At 69.4% G+C, this 18,150-nt stretch carries 16 protein-coding genes; 10 read left to right on the top strand and 6 right to left on the bottom strand.

Going from position 1 to position 18,150, the window contains the following annotated elements; all coding sequences use genetic code 11:
• The first annotated feature begins 12 nt into the window (after positions 1–12).
• From PUR53_RS13500 to PUR53_RS13480, 5 genes are all read left to right on the top strand, one after another.
• Positions 13–708, top strand: a complete 696-nt coding sequence (locus PUR53_RS13500) for a spermidine synthase (protein WP_329898350.1) — start codon at positions 13–15, stop codon at positions 706–708.
• Between the two features lie 131 nt (positions 709–839).
• Entirely contained in the window at positions 840–1,577 is a 738-nt protein-coding gene (locus tag PUR53_RS13495; protein WP_239757232.1) for a response regulator transcription factor, read from the top strand.
• A gap of 84 nt (positions 1,578–1,661) precedes the next feature.
• Positions 1,662–2,816: a HAMP domain-containing sensor histidine kinase gene (locus PUR53_RS13490; RefSeq protein WP_329908422.1), complete on the top strand. Its 1,155-nt coding sequence runs from the start codon at positions 1,662–1,664 to the stop codon at positions 2,814–2,816.
• A 469-nt stretch (positions 2,817–3,285) separates the two neighbouring features.
• Positions 3,286–7,080, top strand: a complete 3,795-nt coding sequence (locus tag PUR53_RS13485) for a multifunctional oxoglutarate decarboxylase/oxoglutarate dehydrogenase thiamine pyrophosphate-binding subunit/dihydrolipoyllysine-residue succinyltransferase subunit (RefSeq protein ID WP_329898348.1) — start codon at positions 3,286–3,288, stop codon at positions 7,078–7,080.
• An 85-nt stretch (positions 7,081–7,165) separates the two neighbouring features.
• Positions 7,166–7,348, top strand: coding sequence for a DUF6104 family protein (locus tag PUR53_RS13480; protein WP_329878323.1), 183 nt, complete (start codon positions 7,166–7,168; stop codon positions 7,346–7,348).
• Positions 7,349–7,392: 44 nt separating this feature from the next.
• Here the strand turns inward: PUR53_RS13480 and PUR53_RS13475 are convergent, their stop codons facing one another.
• On the bottom strand, positions 7,393–8,244 hold the full coding sequence (locus tag PUR53_RS13475; protein WP_329898347.1) for a hypothetical protein: 852 nt from the start codon (positions 8,242–8,244) through the stop codon (positions 7,393–7,395).
• A gap of 170 nt (positions 8,245–8,414) precedes the next feature.
• Between PUR53_RS13475 and PUR53_RS13470 the strand changes: the two genes are divergently transcribed.
• Together PUR53_RS13470 and PUR53_RS13465 are read left to right on the top strand one after the other, a co-directional pair.
• Positions 8,415–9,386, top strand: a complete 972-nt coding sequence (locus PUR53_RS13470; RefSeq protein ID WP_329908421.1) for a DUF4097 family beta strand repeat-containing protein — start codon at positions 8,415–8,417, stop codon at positions 9,384–9,386.
• Positions 9,386–10,498 carry a helix-turn-helix transcriptional regulator gene (locus PUR53_RS13465; RefSeq protein ID WP_329908420.1) on the top strand — a complete coding sequence of 371 codons (1,113 nt, stop codon included), beginning with the start codon at positions 9,386–9,388 and terminating at the stop codon, positions 10,496–10,498. Before PUR53_RS13470 ends, PUR53_RS13465 begins: the two co-directional genes overlap by 1 nt.
• Positions 10,499–10,528: 30 nt before the next feature.
• On the opposite strand, the gene PUR53_RS13460 is transcribed toward PUR53_RS13465, so the two are convergent.
• The 4 genes from PUR53_RS13460 to PUR53_RS13445 all read right to left on the bottom strand — a co-directional run bounded on the left by PUR53_RS13460 (position 10,529) and on the right by PUR53_RS13445 (position 13,917).
• Entirely contained in the window at positions 10,529–11,101 is a 573-nt protein-coding gene (locus PUR53_RS13460) for a Clp protease N-terminal domain-containing protein (protein WP_329908419.1), read from the bottom strand.
• Positions 11,101–11,310, bottom strand: a complete 210-nt coding sequence (locus tag PUR53_RS13455) for a helix-turn-helix domain-containing protein (protein WP_239757221.1) — start codon at positions 11,308–11,310, stop codon at positions 11,101–11,103. The genes PUR53_RS13460 and PUR53_RS13455 overlap by 1 nt, the downstream gene beginning before the upstream one ends.
• Before the next feature lie 108 nt (positions 11,311–11,418).
• On the bottom strand, positions 11,419–12,384 hold the full coding sequence (locus tag PUR53_RS13450; RefSeq protein ID WP_329898343.1) for a zinc-binding dehydrogenase: 966 nt from the start codon (positions 12,382–12,384) through the stop codon (positions 11,419–11,421).
• A gap of 291 nt (positions 12,385–12,675) precedes the next feature.
• The gene (locus PUR53_RS13445) at positions 12,676–13,917 is read right to left on the bottom strand and encodes an NAD(P)-dependent malic enzyme (RefSeq protein WP_184899317.1); all 1,242 of its coding nucleotides are present in this window, start codon (positions 13,915–13,917) and stop codon (positions 12,676–12,678) included.
• A gap of 610 nt (positions 13,918–14,527) precedes the next feature.
• On the opposite strand from PUR53_RS13445, the gene PUR53_RS13440 reads away from it, so the two are divergent.
• From PUR53_RS13440 to PUR53_RS13430, 3 genes are read left to right on the top strand one after another with little or no spacing between them, the layout of a single operon-like run.
• Positions 14,528–15,490 (top strand): ABC transporter substrate-binding protein, encoded by a 963-nt coding sequence (locus PUR53_RS13440; RefSeq protein WP_329908418.1) that lies wholly within the window; start codon positions 14,528–14,530, stop codon positions 15,488–15,490.
• Between the two features lie 46 nt (positions 15,491–15,536).
• Positions 15,537–16,478 carry an amino acid ABC transporter permease gene (locus PUR53_RS13435; protein ID WP_033525405.1) on the top strand — a complete coding sequence of 314 codons (942 nt, stop codon included), beginning with the start codon at positions 15,537–15,539 and terminating at the stop codon, positions 16,476–16,478.
• A complete protein-coding gene (locus tag PUR53_RS13430) occupies positions 16,475–17,236 on the top strand; it encodes an amino acid ABC transporter ATP-binding protein (RefSeq protein WP_329908417.1) in 762 nt (253 codons plus the stop codon). The genes PUR53_RS13435 and PUR53_RS13430 overlap by 4 nt, the downstream gene beginning before the upstream one ends.
• Positions 17,237–17,345: 109 nt before the next feature.
• Here PUR53_RS13430 and PUR53_RS13425 read toward each other — a convergent pair whose 3' ends face one another.
• Positions 17,346–18,104, bottom strand: coding sequence for a class I SAM-dependent methyltransferase (locus PUR53_RS13425; RefSeq protein ID WP_329908416.1), 759 nt, complete (start codon positions 18,102–18,104; stop codon positions 17,346–17,348).
• Positions 18,105–18,150 lie beyond the last annotated feature (46 nt).

Below are 18,150 nucleotides of genomic sequence, written 5' to 3'. Positions count from 1 at the left end.
AAGGATGGGCGGATGCTACCCATCACCGACGAACCCGAAGTCATCGACCGGCGCGAAGGCCCCTACGGCGAAGTGGTGCTGCGGCGGCACGGAAAGCTGTTGCAGATCATCGCCAACGGGTGCTTCCTGATGGACACCTCGGACGGCCGCTCGGAACGGCTGCTGGTCGACGCCGCCCTCAACACCCTGGACACCCTGGAGACCGTGGACGGCCGTTCTCGGCCAAGTGTGCTCATCGGGGGCCTGGGCGTCGGCTTCTCCCTCGCCCACGCCGCCGCCAACCCGCGCTGGGAAACGATCACAGTTGTCGAACGCGAACCCTCCGTCATCGCCTGGCACCGCGCCGGACCGCTGGCCGAGGTGTCCGCCGGGGCCCTCGCCGACCCCCGTACGGAGATCGTGGAAGCCGATCTCGTCGAGTACGTCAATGAGACTTCCGCCACGTTCGACGCGCTCTGCCTGGACATCGACAACGGACCTGACTGGACCGTCTCCGAGAGCAACGACAGCCTCTACTCGCCGACCGGACTGGCAAGCTGCGCAAGGGTGTTGAGGCCAGGTGGGGTGCTTGCCGTGTGGTCGGCCCAGCCATCTGCGGAATTCGAGGAAACCTTGGGGAATGCCGGGTTCCAACAGGTGCGTACCGAAGAGATCCCGGTTGCCCGAGGAGTTCCGGACGTGGTGCACCTCGCGGTCCGACCTGGATAGCCCTGGTGCGGTGACTGCCCGTACCCTGCTTGCCTGACGCCGATCATTCAAGCGTCAATCGCAGTCATGCGCAGCCATGCGTAGTCAAGGGATCACCCCACGGATTCCGGAAAGCAACACAGGGGCGGGCGATGGAGCAGACACACACCACCCACAACAGCGCCACGGCGACGCCGGGCGCACAGCGCCGCGTGCTCGTGGTCGAGGACGACCCGACGATCGTCGACGCCATCGCGGCCCGCCTGCGCGCCGAGGGTTTCGTCGTGCAGACCGCGTCCGACGGACCGGCCGCGGTGGACACGGCGGAGGCCTGGCAGCCCGACCTGCTGATCCTCGACATCATGCTGCCCGGCTTCGACGGCCTGGAGGTGTGCAGGCGCGTCCAGGCCCAGCGGCCCGTCCCCGTGCTGATGCTCACCGCCCGGGACGACGAGACGGACATGCTGGTCGGGCTCGGCGTCGGCGCCGACGACTACATGACCAAGCCGTTCTCCATGCGTGAGCTGGCCGCGCGCGTGCACGTCCTGCTGCGCCGGGTGGAGCGGGCCGCGCTGGCCGCGACCACGCCTCGCTCGGGCATCCTGCGCCTCGGCGAGCTGGAGATCGACCACGCGCAGCGCCGTGTCCGGGTGCGCAGCGAGGACGTGCACCTCACGCCCACCGAGTTCGACCTGCTCGTATGTCTCGCGAACACCCCGCGTGCCGTACTCTCGCGCGAGCAGCTGCTCGCCGAGGTGTGGGACTGGGCGGACGCGTCCGGGACGCGGACCGTGGACAGCCACATCAAGGCGCTGCGGCGGAAGATCGGCGCGGAGCGGATCCGCACGGTGCACGGTGTGGGGTACGCCCTGGAGACCCCGAATCCCTGACCCCGTGCCCGCACCGCGTGCGCGGCAGGATCCACACAGGCGCGCAGGTACGTCGGTACGTAGGCACAGGGGGCTGGTGGCGTGATGAGCGGAGTCGGTGACCCGAGGTCCCGGAACCGGGGTCCCGGTGGTGCGCAGTCGCGGAAGGGCGCGAGCCCGCTCGGCGGCGTGCGCCCCTTCTCGATCAAGACGAAGCTGGGCGCGCTCGTCGTCATCTCGGTCCTGATCACCACCGGTCTGTCGATGATCGCGGTGCACACCAAGACGGAGCTGCGCTTCATCACGGTGTTCTCGATGATCGCCACACTCCTGATAACGCAGTTCGTGGCGCATTCGCTCACCGCGCCCCTGGACGAGATGAACGCGGTCGCCCGGTCCATCTCGCGCGGCGACTACACCCGCCGGGTCAGTGAGAACCGGCGGGACGAGCTGGGCGACCTCGCCCACACGATCAATCTCATGGCGGACGAGCTGGAGGCCCAGGACCGCCAGCGCAAGGAACTCGTGGCGAACGTCTCCCACGAGCTCCGTACGCCCATCGCGGGCCTGCGCGCGGTCCTGGAGAACATCGTCGACGGCGTCACCCAGGCCGATCCCGAGACGATGCGTACGGCCCTGAAGCAGACGGAGCGCCTGGGCCGGCTGGTGGAGACCCTCCTCGACCTCTCCCGCCTGGACAACGGCGTCGTCCCGCTGCGCCGCCGCCGCTTCGAGGTCTGGCCATACCTCTCGGGCGTCCTCAAGGAGGCCCAGATGGTCTCCTCGGCCCGCGGCGGCATCGCCTCGGACTCCGGCAAGCACACACGGACGGACGTGCACCTGCACCTGGACGTGCACCCGCCGGAGCTGACGGCGAACGCGGACCCGGAGCGCATCCACCAGGTCGTCGCCAACCTCATCGACAACGCGGTCAAGCACAGCCCGGCGCACGGCCGCGTCACGGTGAAGGCCCGGCGGGGGCCCGCCCCGGAGTCGCTGGAGCTGGAGGTCCTGGACGAGGGCCCCGGCATCCCCGAATCCGAGTGGCACCGCGTCTTCGAACGCTTCAACCGAGGCGCGGTGAGCTCCCCCCACGGCCCCGGCAGCGACGGCGGCACCGGCCTGGGCCTCGCCATCGCCCGCTGGGCGGTCGACCTCCACGGCGGCCGCATCGGAGTAGCCGAATCCCCCAAGGGCTGCCGAATCCAGGTAGCCCTCCCAGGCCTCCCCCCAAAACCCCAGGGCCCAGCAACCACCTAGGGGGTCTGGGGGCGCAGCCCCCAGGGACAGGATGGGACGGGTAGGGGCGGCGGGGGCGGAAAAATCCCGCGATACCCACATCCCGCCTGGCTGAATCCCCCCACCATTGCCAGATATCGCTCATCCTCCCGGGGCTTACATCTTCCCCAAGTTGACGTAAAGTTCGAACCGGAGCCACAAGATCCATGACAGATCCGCCCAGCCGGACACGTGTGATCAGGTGCGTTCGAGCAGAGGGCCGCGTACACATCCCCGCAGGCCCCACCCGACGCATGCCCGGCCCCCACCCCCCACCCCCCTTTCAGACCGGAACCACGCTTGTTTCCCGCCATTTCCACCCCCGAAACACGCATTCCGATGTGACTTACGCGACGAAGAGCGGACTCGGCCTGACCTTCCCGGCCACGGGGGCGTAGCCTTAATTCCCGCTGTCCATCACCTTGTGAAGCGGAAGAGGGCGGTTGCCGCCGTGTCGCCACAGTCCCCCAGTAACTCGAGCATCTCGACCGACGCAGACCAAGCGGGTAAGAACCCCGCCGCGGCCTTCGGTCCGAACGAGTGGCTCGTCGACGAGATCTATCAGCAGTACCTCCAGGACCCGAATTCGGTAGACCGAGCCTGGTGGGACTTCTTCGCCGACTACAAGCCAGGCGCAGCTGCCGCCTCGGCTCCGGCAAGCTCTGCGGCCACGGGGCCCGCAGCGACCACCACACCCGCGGCCCCCGCCGCCCCGGCCCAGGCCGCACCCGCCGCCCCGGCCGCACCCGCCCCGGCTGCCCCGAAGCCCGCCGCCGCTGCCCCGGCCCCCGCGAAGCCCGCGGCCGCCGCGCCCGCGCCGGCCAAGCCAAAGGCCGCCGCCCCGGCGAAGCAGCCGGCTCCCGCCGCTGCCGCCGCCGAGGGCCCGGAGCTGATCACGCTGCGCGGCCCGGCCGCCGCGGTCGCGAAGAACATGAACGCCTCCCTGGAGCTGCCCACGGCCACGTCCGTGCGCGCGGTCCCGGTGAAGCTGCTGTTCGACAACCGCATCGTCATCAACAACCACCTGAAGCGCGCCCGGGGCGGGAAGATCTCCTTCACGCACCTGATCGGCTACGCGATGGTGCAGGCCATCAAGACGATGCCGTCGATGAACTGGCACTACGCGGAGAAGGACGGGAAGCCCACCCTCGTCAAGCCGCCGCACGTCAACTTCGGCCTCGCCATCGACCTGGTGAAGCCCAACGGCGACCGCCAGCTGGTCGTCGCGGGCATCAAGAAGGCCGAGACGCTGAACTTCTTCGAGTTCTGGCAGGCCTACGAGGACATCGTCCGCCGCGCCCGTGACGGCAAGCTGACGATGGACGACTTCACCGGTGTCACGGTCTCCCTGACCAACCCCGGCGGCCTCGGCACCGTCCACTCCGTGCCCCGCCTGATGCCCGGTCAGTCGGTCATCATGGGCGTCGGCTCCATGGACTACCCGGCCGAGTTCCAGGGCACGTCCCAGGACACCCTGAACAAGCTGGGCATCTCGAAGGTCATGACCCTGACCTCGACGTACGACCACCGGGTCATCCAGGGCGCCGCCTCCGGCGAGTTCCTGCGGATCGTCGCGAACTTCCTCCTCGGCGAGGGCGGTTTCTACGACGACATCTTCGAGGCCCTGCGCATCCCCTACGAGCCGGTCCGCTGGCTCAAGGACATCGACGCCTCCCACGACGACGACGTCACGAAGGCCGCCCGGGTCTTCGAGCTGATCCACTCCTACCGGGTCCGCGGCCACGTCATGGCCGACACCGACCCGCTGGAGTACCGCCAGCGCAAGCACCCCGACCTGGACATCACCGAGCACGGGCTCACCCTGTGGGACCTGGAGCGCGAGTTCGCGGTCGGCGGCTTCTCGGGCAAGTCCCTGATGAAGCTCCGCGACATCCTCGGCGTCCTGCGCGACTCGTACTGCCGTACGACCGGCGTCGAGTTCATGCACATCCAGGACCCGAAGCAGCGCCGCTGGATCCAGGACCGCATCGAGCGTCCGCACAGCAAGCCGGAGCGCGAGGAGCAGCTGCGCATCCTGCGCCGGCTGAACGCGGCGGAGGCCTTCGAGACCTTCCTGCAGACCAAGTACGTCGGCCAGAAGCGCTTCAGCCTCGAAGGCGGCGAGTCGGTCATCCCGCTGCTCGACGCGGTCATCGACAGCGCGGCGGAGTCCCGTCTCGACGAGGTCGTCATCGGCATGGCCCACCGCGGCCGGCTGAACGTCCTCGCGAACATCGTCGGCAAGTCGTACGCGCAGATCTTCCGCGAGTTCGAGGGCAACCTCGACCCGAAGTCGATGCACGGCTCCGGCGACGTGAAGTACCACCTGGGCGCCGAGGGCACCTTCACGGGCCTCGACGGCGAGCAGATCAAGGTCAGCCTGGTCGCGAACCCCTCGCACCTGGAGGCCGTGGACCCGGTCCTGGAGGGCGTCGCGCGCGCCAAGCAGGACATCATCAACAAGGGCGGCACCGACTTCACGGTCCTGCCGGTGGCCCTCCACGGCGACGCGGCCTTCGCGGGCCAGGGCGTGGTGGCCGAGACCCTGAACATGTCGCAGCTGCGCGGCTACCGCACCGGCGGCACGGTCCACATCGTCATCAACAACCAGGTCGGCTTCACCGCGGCCCCCGAGTCCTCGCGTTCCTCGATGTACGCGACGGACGTGGCCCGCATGATCGAGGCCCCGATCTTCCACGTGAACGGCGACGACCCGGAGGCGGTCGTGCGCGTCGCACGCCTGGCCTTCGAGTTCCGCCAGGCGTTCAACAAGGACGTGGTGATCGACCTCATCTGCTACCGCCGCCGCGGTCACAACGAGTCGGACAACCCGGCCTTCACCCAGCCGCTGATGTACGACCTGATCGACAAGAAGCGCTCGGTGCGCAAGCTCTACACCGAGTCCCTCATCGGTCGCGGCGACATCACCCTGGAAGAGGCCGAGCAGGCGCTGCAGGACTACCAGGGTCAGCTGGAGAAGGTCTTCACCGAGGTTCGCGAGGCCACCTCGCAGCCGGTGTCCGGCGAGATCCACGACCCGCAGGACGGCTTCCCGGTCGCGGTGAACACCGCGATCACGGCGGAGACCGTCAAGCGCATCGCCGAGTCCCAGGTCAACGTCCCGGACCACATCACCGCCCACCCGCGTCTGCTGCCGCAGCTGCAGCGCCGGGCGGCCATGGTCGAGGACGGCACGATCGACTGGGGCATGGGCGAGACCCTCGCGGTCGGCTCCCTCCTCCTGGAGGGCACCCCGGTCCGGCTGGCCGGCCAGGACTCGCAGCGCGGCACCTTCGGCCAGCGTCACGCGGTGATCATCGACCGTGAGACGGGCGAGGAGTTCACGCCGCTGATGTACCTCTCCGAGGACCAGGCGCGGCTGAACGTCTACAACTCCCTGCTCTCCGAGTACGCGGCGATGGGCTTCGAGTACGGCTACTCGCTCGCCCGTCCCGAGTCCCTGGTGATGTGGGAGGCCCAGTTCGGCGACTTCGTCAACGGCGCCCAGACGGTCGTGGACGAGTTCATCTCGTCGGCGGAGCAGAAGTGGGGCCAGACGTCCGGCGTCACCCTGCTCCTCCCGCACGGCTACGAGGGCCAGGGCCCGGACCACTCGTCCGCCCGCCCGGAGCGCTTCCTCCAGATGTGCGCGCAGAACAACATGACGGTCGCCATGCCGACCTCGCCGTCGAACTACTTCCACCTCCTGCGGTGGCAGGTGCACAACCCGCACCACAAGCCGCTGGTCGTCTTCACCCCTAAGTCGATGCTGCGCCTGAAGGCCGCCGCGTCGAAGGCGGAGGAGTTCACGAGCGGCGAGTTCCGCCCGGTCATCGGCGACAGCTCGGTCGACGCGAACGCGGTCAAGAAGGTCGTCTTCTGCGCCGGCAAGGTCTACTACGACCTGGAGGCCGAGCGGCAGAAGCGCGGCGCCACGGACACGGCGATCATCCGCATCGAGCGCCTCTACCCCCTCCCCGGGGCCGAGGTCCAGGCGGAGGTCAACAAGTACCCGAACGCCGAGAAGTACCTGTGGGCCCAGGAGGAGCCTGCGAACCAGGGTGCCTGGCCGTTCATCGCCCTCAACCTGATCGACCACCTCGACCTCGCGGTCGGCGCGGACGTCCCCCACGGCGAGCGTCTGCGGCGCATCTCCCGCCCGCACGGGTCCTCCCCGGCGGTCGGCTCGGCGAAGCGCCACCAGGCCGAGCAGGAGCAGTTGGTGCGTGAGGTGTTCGAGGCGTAACAGCGCCCGAAGACCGCACACCACCGGGCCGTACCCCCTCGTCGGGGGTGCGGCCCGGCCGTTTTCCCGCACTTATCCTTGACCCATGTACTTCACGGACCGTGGCATCGAGGAACTGGAGAAGCGGCGTGGCGAGGAGGAGGTCACGTTCGAGTGGCTCGCCGAGCAGCTGCGGACCTTCGTGGACCTGAATCCGGACTTCGAGGTGCCGGTGGAGCGCCTGGCCACGTGGCTGGCGCGGCTGGACGACGACGACGAGGACGAGTAGCGGTTCCTCCGACGGACACGACGGAATTTGTCGCGTGGCCTCGCTCAGTCGCGCGGGTGGGCCAGGTCGTAGAGCAGGCCGAGGGTGCCGTGAGCGATCAGGAGGCCGCCAGCGACGAGCCAGCCGGGGCTGCGGCGGTGCAGGCCCCAGCCGGTGAGCGGGAGGCCCGCGAGAAGTTGGGCGGTGGCCAGGGCGCGTGCCCTGGGGGTACCGGCCCAGGGAAGCCACGGGCCCAGGCGGCCCCGTTCGAGGGCGTCGAGTTCCGTGCGAACCGCCCCGCGCCAGCCGGTCCACTCGATGCGCTGGACGCCGGGCTGGACACGGGCGACCTCACGGAGCCGGTCGGCGGGTTCGCCCGGGGTGAGGCCGGCGGGGAGTGAGACTCCCGTGCGGGCGAGGACGGCGAGCAGGCCCAGCAGGCGGGCGCGGACATCGGCGGCCGGGTCGGGCTTGGTGAGGTCGTCCAGGGACTCCACGTCCAGGACCGGGTCCAGCCCCAGGCGGGCGGCGAAGGTGCGCATCGCCTCGTCCTCACCGGCCGGGGTGCCGTTCGCGAGCCACACGTAACCGACGGTGCGGCGGAATCCGGCGGCGAGGGTGTATCCGCCGCGGTCGGCGTCCCACCACAGGGCGAGGACGGGCCACGGGACGCCCACGGCCAGGGCGGTCGCCCAGCCGGTGAGGACCCGGTCGACCAGTTCCCCGCCGTGCGACCAGGGCTTTCCCTCCGGTACGAGCGCCGTCCACTCCGGACCGGCGGGGACGAGCAGCATGCGTTCGCGCAGCAGCTGGGCGACGGGGGCGACGGAGTCGGGATCCGCCCGGCAGAGCAGGAGCGCGCCGGGTGCGGGGGCGGGCCGGGGGCCACGGGATCCCTGGGAACGTTCCGTCGACATGCCTCCACGCTAGGCCGATTTGCCCAGGAACATCCCTGCGGGATCACCAATACGGGTGTCTTGACTTTCCGACACCGCGATATATCGTGAATTACGTGAGACGCGATAGTGCGTGTCTGGCGTGTTCTGGTGTGTTCTGTTGTGTCGGGTCTGTCGAGGAGGTCAGCACCATGTCCGAGTGGTCCGTCGCCGAGCCGCGAAAGCTCACGTTCGACGAGCCGGTGACGGCACTGCACGTGCGCGTCGTCAACGGAACGGTGAACGTCGTGGGCACCGACGAGGGTTCCGCCCGTCTGGAGGTGGCCGACGTCGAGGGCCCACCGCTGACGGTGACGCAGAAGGACGGCACCCTGACCGTGGCCTACGACGACCTGCCCTGGAAGGGCTTCCTGAAGTGGCTCGACCGCAAGGGCTGGCGGCGCAACGTCCTGGTGTCGCTCGCCGTCCCGACGGGCACCCGGGTCGAGGTGGGCGTGGTGGGTGCCACGGCCGTCGTGTCCGGGCTGGGCGGGCGTACGGAGGTGAAGGGCGTCTCGGGCGACACCACGCTGGTCGGTCTGTCGGGCCCCGTGCGCGCCACGACGGTCTCGGGCAGCGTGGAGGCGCAGGCCCTCACGGGCGATCTACGGCTCAGCTCCGTCTCCGGGGACCTGACCGTCATAGAGGGCTCCTGCCCCACCGTGAAGGCCGACTCGGTGAGCGGCGCCATCATCCTCGACCTCGACCCCATGGGCGGCCCCACCGACATCGGCCTCAGCAGTGTCTCCGGCGAGATCGCCATCCGCCTCCCCCACCCCGCCGACGCCGAGGTGGAGGCCAACACGGCCAGCGGCACCATCTCCAACGCCTTCGACGACCTCCGTGTCAGCGGTCCCTGGGGCGCCCACAAAGTCACCGGGCGCCTCGGCCCGGGCAACGGCCGCCTCAAGGCCACGACGATCTCCGGCTCCATCGCCCTCCTGCGCAGGCCACCGTCGGAGGACGAGCCGTGGGACGATCTCGACTCCCCCGCTGCGGCCGGAACGACCGCTGACAGGACCGCTGACACGATCGCCGACGCGACCGACGGCACGACCGCCGACAGGACCGCTGACGCGACCGACGGCACGACCTCTCGCACGACCGACAAGAAGGTGCTCTAATGCCTCCCGTCTTCGCCCACGGACGCCTGCGGCTGTATCTGCTGAAGCTGCTGGACGAGGCGCCGCGCCACGGCTACGAGGTGATCCGACTGCTGGAGGAGCGCTTCCAGGGCCTGTACGCGCCCTCGGCCGGCACCGTCTACCCCCGCCTGGCCAAGCTGGAGGCCGAGGGCCTGGTCACCCACACCACCGAGGGCGGCCGCAAGGTCTACGCGATCACCGACGCGGGCCGCGCCGAACTGGCCGATCGCAGCGGGGAGTTGGCCGACCTGGAGCTGGAGATCCGGGAGTCGGTCGCGGAGCTGGCCGCCGAGATCCGGGCCGATGTCCGGGGCGCGGCGGGCGACCTGCGCCGTGAGATGCGGGCGGCGGCCTCCGAGGCCCGCAGGGGCGGCGGGGAGGGGTCCCCGCCCGGGGCGGCCGGGGAGTACGCCGACAACGAGTCCTGGCGGGCCGCGAAGGAGGAGATGCGCCGCGTCAAGCAGGAGTGGAAGGAGCAGGCCCGCCGCGCGAAGGACGAGAGTCGACGGGCCCGGGAGGAGGCCCAGCGTGCCCGCCGCCAGGCCAAGGAGGCCCAGGAGCACGCCCGCACTCAGGCGCAGGAGGAGTTGCAGCGCATCGCCAAGCGGGTCCAGGACCACGTCCAGGACCACTTCACACGGGGTGACTGGCCGACGGGGGTCCGCGAGGGCCTGACCGAGCTGGCCAAGGAGTTCGGCGAGTTCGGGAAGGACTTCGGAAAGGAGTTCGGCAAGGACTTCGGCTTCGGACGGACGGGGGCGGAGCCCGGCTCGGGAGCGGCCGACGCGGACGACGGTACGGGGGCCGGGGACACCTCGGCCAAGGCCCGGACGGCCACCGTCGGCGGGGAGCCCGAGTACTCGACCACCCCCGAGGGCTTCCCGGCCGACTACGAGCCCGCCTGGGTGCACGAGACGCCCACCGGCGATCCGTCCCGCGACCTCGACCGTCTCCTGGACCGCTTCCGCGACGACATCCGCGACGCGGCCCGCGACCACGGCGTGACGGAGGACCAACTCCGTGACGCCCGCCGCCACCTGTCGACGGCGGCGGCGCACATCGGGGTGATACTGCGAGCGCCCAGGGGGTGAACCGGTGAGCCGAGAGGGTGCACGGCCCTCTCAGCCCGCCTCGGCCTCCCCCGCCCCATAGAGAACGCGCTCCAGCGCCTCGTACGTCACCCCATGGTCCGCGAGGACCTCGGCCGGGACCCCGGGGCGGGTGGTGAGGGCGAGGAGGAGATGCTCGTCGCCGATGCGGCGGTCGCGGTGGGCGTGGGCGGTGCGGAGGGAGCGGGTGAGGACGTCCTTGGCATCGCGGGTGAAGGGACGATGCCCCGACGACCGACGCCGCCGACCTGCCCCGCCCGACTCCAACGCCCCCACCCCGTGGGCCTCTTCGACGCGGGAGACGATCTGCGAGAGGTCGATGCCGAGGTCGGAGAGGGCGTCCGTGTCCGCACGGGAGAGGCCGCCCCGGCGGCGGGCTTCGGCGAGGGCCCGCGCGACGGAGTCACAGCGTTCGCCCTCGGCGAGCCCGAGCGCGCCCAGGGCGAACGAGGCACGACTGGCCTTCCTGTCCAGCAGGGAGAGAAGCAGATGCTCCTCTGTCACCTCCCCCGCACGGGCACGTTCGGCCTGCTCGACCGCGCCCAGCACCACGGCCCGCGCATCCTTGGTGAACCGCTCGAACATCAATGCCTCCCGTGCTTCTTGTGGACGGCCTGCCTGCTGACACCGAGTTCCGCGGCGATCTCCTGCCACGACCAGCCCTGATTGCGCGCGCTGCGCACCTGTACCGACTCCAACTGCTCCAGCAGCCTCCGCAGCGCGGCGACGGCCCGCAGTCCGATCCGGGGGTCACGGTCGCCCGCGCGCTCGGCGAGATCCGTTGCTTCGGTCATATTGTCAACTTACGTTGACGCGCCCGGTCGCGTCAACCCCGGTTGACATGGCGACGGCCGGCCCGGGGGTCCGGGCCGGCCGTCGCCATACCGAGAGAACGGAAGCCGTCAGGGGCTGGTGAGCACGATCTTGCCGAACTGGTCGCCCGCCGCCAGGCGTTCGAAGCCCTCGCGGGCGCGGTCCAGGGGCAGCACCTCGTCGATGACGGGGCGGACACCGGTCGTGGCACAGAAGGAGAGGAGGTCCTCCAGCTCGTCCTTGGTCCCCATCGTGGAGCCGACGACCTTGAGTTCGAGGAAGAAGATGCGGGTCAGTTCGGCGTGGGAGGGTCGGTCGCCGCTGGTGGCGCCCGAGATGACGAGACTGCCGCCGGGGCGCAGGGACTTCACCGAGTGGGACCAGGTGGCGGCTCCGACGGTCTCGATGACCGCGTCCACGCGCTGCGGCAGCCGCGCCCCCGACTCCAGCGCCTCCACCGCGCCCAGCTCAAGGGCCCGCTTGCGCTTGGCCTCGTCCCGGCTGGTGGCGAAGACCCGCAGTCCGGCCGCCTTGCCGAGCACGATCGCGGCGGTGGCGACACCACCGCCGGCGCCCTGGACGAGAACGGAGTCGCCGGGTCGTACCCCGGCGTTGGTGAAGAGCATGCGGTACGCCGTCAGCCAGGCGGTGGGCAGGCAGGCGGCCTCTTCGAAGGAGAGCTCGGCGGGCTTGGGGAGGACGTTCCAGGTGGGGACGGAGACGAGTTCGGCGAAGGTGCCCTGGTAGCGCTCGGTGAGGATCGAGCGGGGCTCGTCCGGGCCGACGCCGTGGCCGGACTGTCCGATCACCGAGTGCAGGACGACCTCGTTGCCGTCCTCGTCGACACCGGCGGCGTCACAGCCGAGGATCATGGGCAGCTTGTCCTCCGCGAGGCCGACCCCGCGCAGGGACCACAGGTCGTGGTGGTTCAGCGAGGCGGCCTTCACCCTGACGGTCGTCCAGCCGGGCCTCGATTCCGGCACGGGCCGGTCGCCCAACTCCAGTCCGTTCAGCGGTTGGTCACGGTCGATGCGGGCGGCATAGGCAGCGAACATGCGCCTGACCATAGGGGGATGCCGGACCCGATGGAACCGCGAAGCCCTGTGACACGCGTCCCGTCCCTCCACGGGGGCGGGGACTTCTCGCGCAGTTCCCCGCGCCCCTAAAAGAAACAGGCCCTGCGGGCCTGAAAAAGCAGGGGCGCAGCCCCGCTTTTTCAGGGGCGCGGGGAACTGCGCGACCAGCCCCCACCGGGCGGACGCCTGGGGGTCAAAGGGGCGCAGCCCCTTGAGGAGGGACGGGTAGGGGCGGCGGGGGCGAAGAACACACCCCACCACCCCCACGGCTCAACGCCGAGCCACACCCTCCGCCCGAGCCGCCGCAGCAACCGCCGCAGTCACGGCAGGAGCAACCCGCTCGTCGAACGGCGACGGAATCACATAGTCCGCCGCAAGATCGTCACCCACGACCGACGCCAACGCCTCCGCCGCCGCGATCTTCATCCCCTCGGTGATCCGGGAGGCCCGCACCTGAAGGGCCCCCGCGAAGATCCCCGGGAACGCGAGGACGTTGTTGATCTGGTTCGGGTAGTCGGAGCGCCCGGTCGCGACGACCGCCGCGTACTTGTGGGCGACGTCCGGGTGCACCTCGGGGTTGGGGTTGGCCATGGCGAACACGAACGCGTTCTCCGCCATGGAGGCCACCGCCTCCTCCGGGACCGTACCGCCGGAGACGCCGATGAAGACGTCCGCGCCGGCGAGGGCGTCCTCCAGGGAGCCCGACAGGCCTGCCCTGTTGGTCAGTTCGGCGAGCTCCCGCTTGACCGGGGTGAGGTCCTCGCGGTCCACGGAGACGATGCCCTTGCGGTCGGCGACCGCGACGTCGCCGAGACCGGCCTCCAGCAGCATCTTGGCGATGGCCACACCCGCCGCACCCGCACCCGAGATCACCGCGCGCAGGTCGCCGAGCCCACGGCCGGTCAGCCGGGCGGCGTTCCGCAGCGCCGCCAGCGTCACGACCGCCGTGCCGTGCTGGTCGTCGTGGAAGACCGGGATGTCCAGGCGCTCCTGGAGCCGCTTCTCGATCTCGAAGCAGCGGGGCGCGGAGATGTCCTCCAGGTTCACGCCGCCGAAGGAGGGCGCGAGGCGGACCACGGTCTCGATGATCTCGTCGACGTCCGTGCAGGCGAGCGCGATCGGCACCGCGTCGACGCCGCCGAACTGCTTGAACAGGATCGCCTTGCCCTCCATCACGGGGAGGGAGGCCTCGGGGCCGATGTCGCCGAGGCCGAGGACCGCCGTACCGTCCGTCACGACGGCGACGACCGAGGACTTCCAGGTGTAGTCGTTGACCAGGTCCGGCTGCTCGGCGATGGCGGTGCACACCCGCGCGACGCCGGGCGTGTAGGCGAGGGACAGGTCGTCCTTGTCCCGGATCGGCACGGTGGCCTGCACGGCCATCTTGCCGCCGCGGTGCAGGGCGAAGGCGGGGTCGAAGGAGTCGAGGGAATTGAGGGGCTCCCCGCCGCCTTCCTGGCCCGTACTGCCGTCGCCGTTGTCGGTGCGAGGATTGACAATCTCCGCTGCCACTTTGTTGTACCCCTTAGGTCTGCATGGTTTGAGGGTGACCGCTCCCGGTTCGGAGGCGGGCGGGCACCGCGTGAGGCCCAGGTCACCGGTACGTACGGCGACGCCTGCGGGCTCAGACGCGACGGGCGCGCCGCACACGCGCCCTGGGCCCCGGATGAGGGGTGTAAGGAACCTTCTTACCGGACGGACGGCGCCGAGGACGAGTCCATACGTCTTCATACCTCGAAGGTCACAACTCGAAGGTCATTTGAAGACGATCATGGTTCGTTCGACTCATCGACGGATGACGGGACAAGTCGGGTCATATCACGACAAGTCCTGTACGGCCACGTGTGCGGAGTTAGCAGCCGACCGCATCCTGAGATGCACCGAAGATCTTCCGGTCGGAAGAGGGGAATCCCGCACATGGTCCGGTGTGATCACCTGGTCCGCAGCGGTTCGTAGGTCATTCGGGGGTCACCCGTTATCCGATTTTGACATGGCTGGTCATCTGATTGCACATGCCCGAATGGCAAGATGCCGTAATCACACGAGGTCGCCACACTCGAAGACGCGTGTTAATCGTCGACCTGTCGGCAACTCCACACCACCCCCGCCGGAGGAACCCACCATGACCGCAAGCACCACCCGTCGTACGACCGGCCTGCGTTCCCGTACAGCCGCGGTCGGAGCGATCGCGGTCGCGGGCACCCTGCTGCTCACCGCCTGCGGTGACCAGACCAAGAAGGAAGGCGGCTCGGAGAGCGCCTCCACCAGCGCGGCGCCGCTGGCGGACAAGCTCCCCGCCTCCGTACGGGACAAGGGCGTCATCAACGTCGGTTCCGACATCGCGTACGCCCCGGTCGAGTACAAGGACGAGTCCGGCAAGGTCGTCGGCATCGACCTCGACATCGCCGCGGCGATGGGCAAGCAGCTCGGTGTGGACTTCAAGTTCCAGAACGCCACCTTCGACACCCTCATCGGTGGTCTGGCCGCCAAGCGGTACGACATCGCGATGTCGGCCATGACCGACACCAAGGACCGCCAGGAGGGCATCGACGCCGACACCGGCAAGAAGGTCGGCGCCGGCGTCGACTTCGTCGACTACTTCACCGCGGGTGTCTCGCTCTACACCAACAAGGGCGACGACCAGTCCATCAAGACCTGGGACGACCTGTGCGGCAAGACGATCGCCGTGCAGCGCAACACGTTCTCGCACGACCTCGCCAAGGACCAGGCGAAGAAGTGCAAGGACGACAAGAAGAAGGCGCTCAAGATCGAGGACTTCGCCACCAACCCCGAGGCCGAGACCCGGATGCGCTCCAAGGGCGCGGACGTCGTCTCCGCCGACTACCCGGTGGCCGCGTACTCGGTGAAGACCTCGGGCGGCGGCGACTACTTCCAGATCGTCGGCGACCAGGTCGAGGCCGGCCCCTACGGCATCGCCGTGGCGAAGGACAACACCGAGCTGCGTGACGCGCTCCAGGCCGCCGTCCAGGCGATCATCGACAGCGGCGAGTACGAGAAGATCATCAAGAAGTGGGGCGTCGAGGACGGCGCCGTCACCGAGGCCAAGGTCAACGGCGGCTCCTGATCACAGCGGCTCCTGATTCTCGGCTCGGTTCTGAAAGGCTCCACCCGTGACTGTTGACGTCAGCAAGACGGACGGTCCCTCGGACACGCCCCCCGCCGGCCCGGAGGCCCTCAAGGCCGTTCCGGTCCGGCACCCGGGGCGCTATGTGTCCGCGGCCATCGCACTCGCCCTCCTCGGTTCGATCGTCTACGCGTTCGCGCAGGCCAAGAAGATCAACTGGGGTGCGGTCCCCGACTACTTCTTCGACGACCGCATCATCGAAGGCGTCCTGAACACCCTGCTGCTCACCGTGCTGTCCATGGTGATCGGCATCGTCGGCGGCATCCTGCTCGCCGTGATGCGGCTGTCCAAGAACCCGGTGACCTCGTCGGTGGCGTGGTTCTACATCTGGTTCTTCCGCGGCACGCCGGTCCTGGTCCAGCTCTTCGTCTGGTTCAACCTGGGCCTGGTCTTCGAGTACATCAACCTCGGGCCGATCTACAAGGACTACTGGTCGTCCTTCATGACGCCGCTGCTGACGGCGTTGCTCGGCCTCGGCCTCAACGAGGCCGCGTACATGGCGGAGATCTGCCGCGCCGGTCTGCTCTCGGTGGACGAGGGCCAGACCGAGGCGTCGCACGCGCTCGGCATGAGCCACGCCAAGACGCTGCGGCGGATCGTGATCCCGCAGGCGATGCGCGTGATCGTGCCGCCCACGGGCAACGAGGTCATCAACATGCTGAAGACCACGTCGCTCGTCTCGACGGTGCAGTACGTGGATCTGCTCAAGGCGGCCCAGGACATCGGCCAGGGCTCCGGTTCCACGGTGGAGATGCTGTTCCTCGCCGCCGCCTGGTACCTGATCCTGACCAGCATCTTCAGCGTCGGCCAGTACTACCTGGAGAGGCACTACGCGAAGGGGTCCTCCCGGTCCCTGCCGCCTACACCGATGCAGCGTTTCAAGACGGCCCTGCTGCCGCTGCGCCGTCCGAAGGGAGTCTCGGCATGACCGCCATGGTGAAGGCCGAGGGCATCCACAAGTCGTTCGGCCCCGTCGAGGTCCTCAAGGGCATCGATCTGGAGGTGCAGACGGGCGAGGTGTTCTGCCTCATCGGTCCGTCCGGCTCCGGCAAGTCGACCTTCCTCAGGTGCATCAACCACCTTGAGAAGATCAACGCCGGACGGCTGTACGTCGACGGCGAGCTGGTCGGCTACCGCCAGAAGGGCGACAAGCTGTACGAGCTCAAGGACAGCGAGGTCGCGCTCAAGCGGCGGGACATCGGCATGGTCTTCCAGCGCTTCAACCTGTTCCCGCACATGACGGCCGCGGAGAACGTCATGGAGGCGCCGATCCAGGTCAAGGGCGTCAGCAGGGCCCAGGCCCGTGAGCGCGCCCATGAGCTGCTGGAGCGCGTCGGCCTCGGCGACAAGTCGGGCAACTACCCCTCGCAGCTCTCCGGCGGTCAGCAGCAGCGGGTGGCCATCGCCCGCGCCCTGGCCATGGAGCCGAAGCTGATGCTCTTCGACGAGCCGACCTCGGCGCTCGACCCGGAGCTGGTCGGCGACGTCCTCGACGTCATGCGCGACCTGGCCGAGTCCGGGATGACGATGGTCGTCGTCACCCACGAGATGGGCTTCGCCCGTGAGGTCGGCGACAGCCTGGTCTTCATGGACGGCGGTGTGGTGGTCGAGTCCGGCAACCCCCGTGACGTGCTGACGAACCCGCAGGAAGAGCGGACGCAGTCGTTCCTGTCCAAGGTCCTCTGACCGACCGGACACACGAGCGGACGAGGGGCGGTACGGACATCCCGTACCGCCCCTCACTCGTGTCACGGGCCTGCCCTCGCTCATGTCACGGGCCGGCCGGCTCGGTCGGTCACTTCACCGCCAGCACCATCGAGTCCGAGGGCGAGCACCACACCGCGCGGGCCTCGGCGAAGCCCCGCTCGCGCAGGACGCGGGCGTGCCAGTCGACGCTCTGGAAGTCGCCGTCGGCGTGCTCGCCGTAGATCTCGAAACGGCGGGCCGTCGGCGCGGCGAGCACGGGGTCCTGGGCGGCGAGCTGCCACCATGCGGCCCAGTCGACGACACCGTCCGCCTTGGCTTGTTCCATACCCGCGTGCCGGTGCGCGCGCTCCGCCGCGTTGATCCGGGGCGTCGAGTCGTCGATCATGTGGTCCGCGTTCATGAAGACACCGCCGTCGCGGAGGAGTTCCGCGACCTGACCGTAGAGGGCGGCGAGGGGTTCGCTGTGCAGCCAGTGCAGGGCCGTGGCCGTCAGGACGGCGTCGTACGAGTCGTACGGCAGCCGGGTCGGCCAGTCGGGGTCGGTGAGGTCGGCGGTGACGAAGGTGACCCGCCGGTCGCACTCGAACGTGCCTTCGGCGATGGCGAGGAGGGCCGGGTCGAGGTCGACGCCGGTGCTGACGGCCTTCGGGAACCGCGCGAACAGCCTGGACGTGATGGAACCCGTACCGCAGGCGAGGTCGAGGACGCGGGGCTCGGGGCCGGTGAAGGCCTCGACCATGTCGAGCATCACCCGGAACCGCTCCTCACGGTCCGGCAGATACAGCTCCTGCTGCCGGTCCCAGCTCTCCTGCCAGGCCTGCCAGTCGGTTCCGGCCGTGGTGGTCATGGGGTCCCCTTCCTCGGTGTACCGCTTGTACCGCTTCTTCCGACTA

It is taken from the genome of Streptomyces sp. SP18BB07 (assembly GCF_036322545.1).
Taxonomy (GTDB): Bacteria; Actinomycetota; Actinomycetes; order Streptomycetales; family Streptomycetaceae; genus Streptomyces; species Streptomyces deccanensis.
Note: the sequence above shows the minus strand (reverse complement) of the source record. Positions and strands in the feature narration are given on the sequence as shown.

Excerpts from the sequence above, each read along its gene's own strand:
- PUR53_RS13500 (WP_329898350.1), top strand. The coding sequence starts at position 13 with ATGCTACCCATCACCGACGAACCCGAAGTCATCGACCGGCGCGAAGGC.
- PUR53_RS13495 (WP_239757232.1), top strand. The coding sequence starts at position 840 with ATGGAGCAGACACACACCACCCACAACAGCGCCACGGCGACGCCGGGC.
- PUR53_RS13490 (WP_329908422.1), top strand. The coding sequence starts at position 1,662 with ATGAGCGGAGTCGGTGACCCGAGGTCCCGGAACCGGGGTCCCGGTGGT.
- PUR53_RS13480 (WP_329878323.1), top strand. The coding sequence starts at position 7,166 with ATGTACTTCACGGACCGTGGCATCGAGGAACTGGAGAAGCGGCGTGGC.
- PUR53_RS13475 (WP_329898347.1), bottom strand. The coding sequence starts at position 8,244 with ATGTCGACGGAACGTTCCCAGGGATCCCGTGGCCCCCGGCCCGCCCCC.
- PUR53_RS13470 (WP_329908421.1), top strand. The coding sequence starts at position 8,415 with ATGTCCGAGTGGTCCGTCGCCGAGCCGCGAAAGCTCACGTTCGACGAG.
- PUR53_RS13465 (WP_329908420.1), top strand. The coding sequence starts at position 9,386 with ATGCCTCCCGTCTTCGCCCACGGACGCCTGCGGCTGTATCTGCTGAAG.
- PUR53_RS13460 (WP_329908419.1), bottom strand. The coding sequence starts at position 11,101 with ATGTTCGAGCGGTTCACCAAGGATGCGCGGGCCGTGGTGCTGGGCGCG.
- PUR53_RS13455 (WP_239757221.1), bottom strand. The coding sequence starts at position 11,310 with ATGACCGAAGCAACGGATCTCGCCGAGCGCGCGGGCGACCGTGACCCC.
- PUR53_RS13450 (WP_329898343.1), bottom strand. The coding sequence starts at position 12,384 with ATGTTCGCTGCCTATGCCGCCCGCATCGACCGTGACCAACCGCTGAAC.
- PUR53_RS13440 (WP_329908418.1), top strand. The coding sequence starts at position 14,528 with ATGACCGCAAGCACCACCCGTCGTACGACCGGCCTGCGTTCCCGTACA.
- PUR53_RS13430 (WP_329908417.1), top strand. The coding sequence starts at position 16,475 with ATGACCGCCATGGTGAAGGCCGAGGGCATCCACAAGTCGTTCGGCCCC.
- PUR53_RS13425 (WP_329908416.1), bottom strand. The coding sequence starts at position 18,104 with ATGACCACCACGGCCGGAACCGACTGGCAGGCCTGGCAGGAGAGCTGG.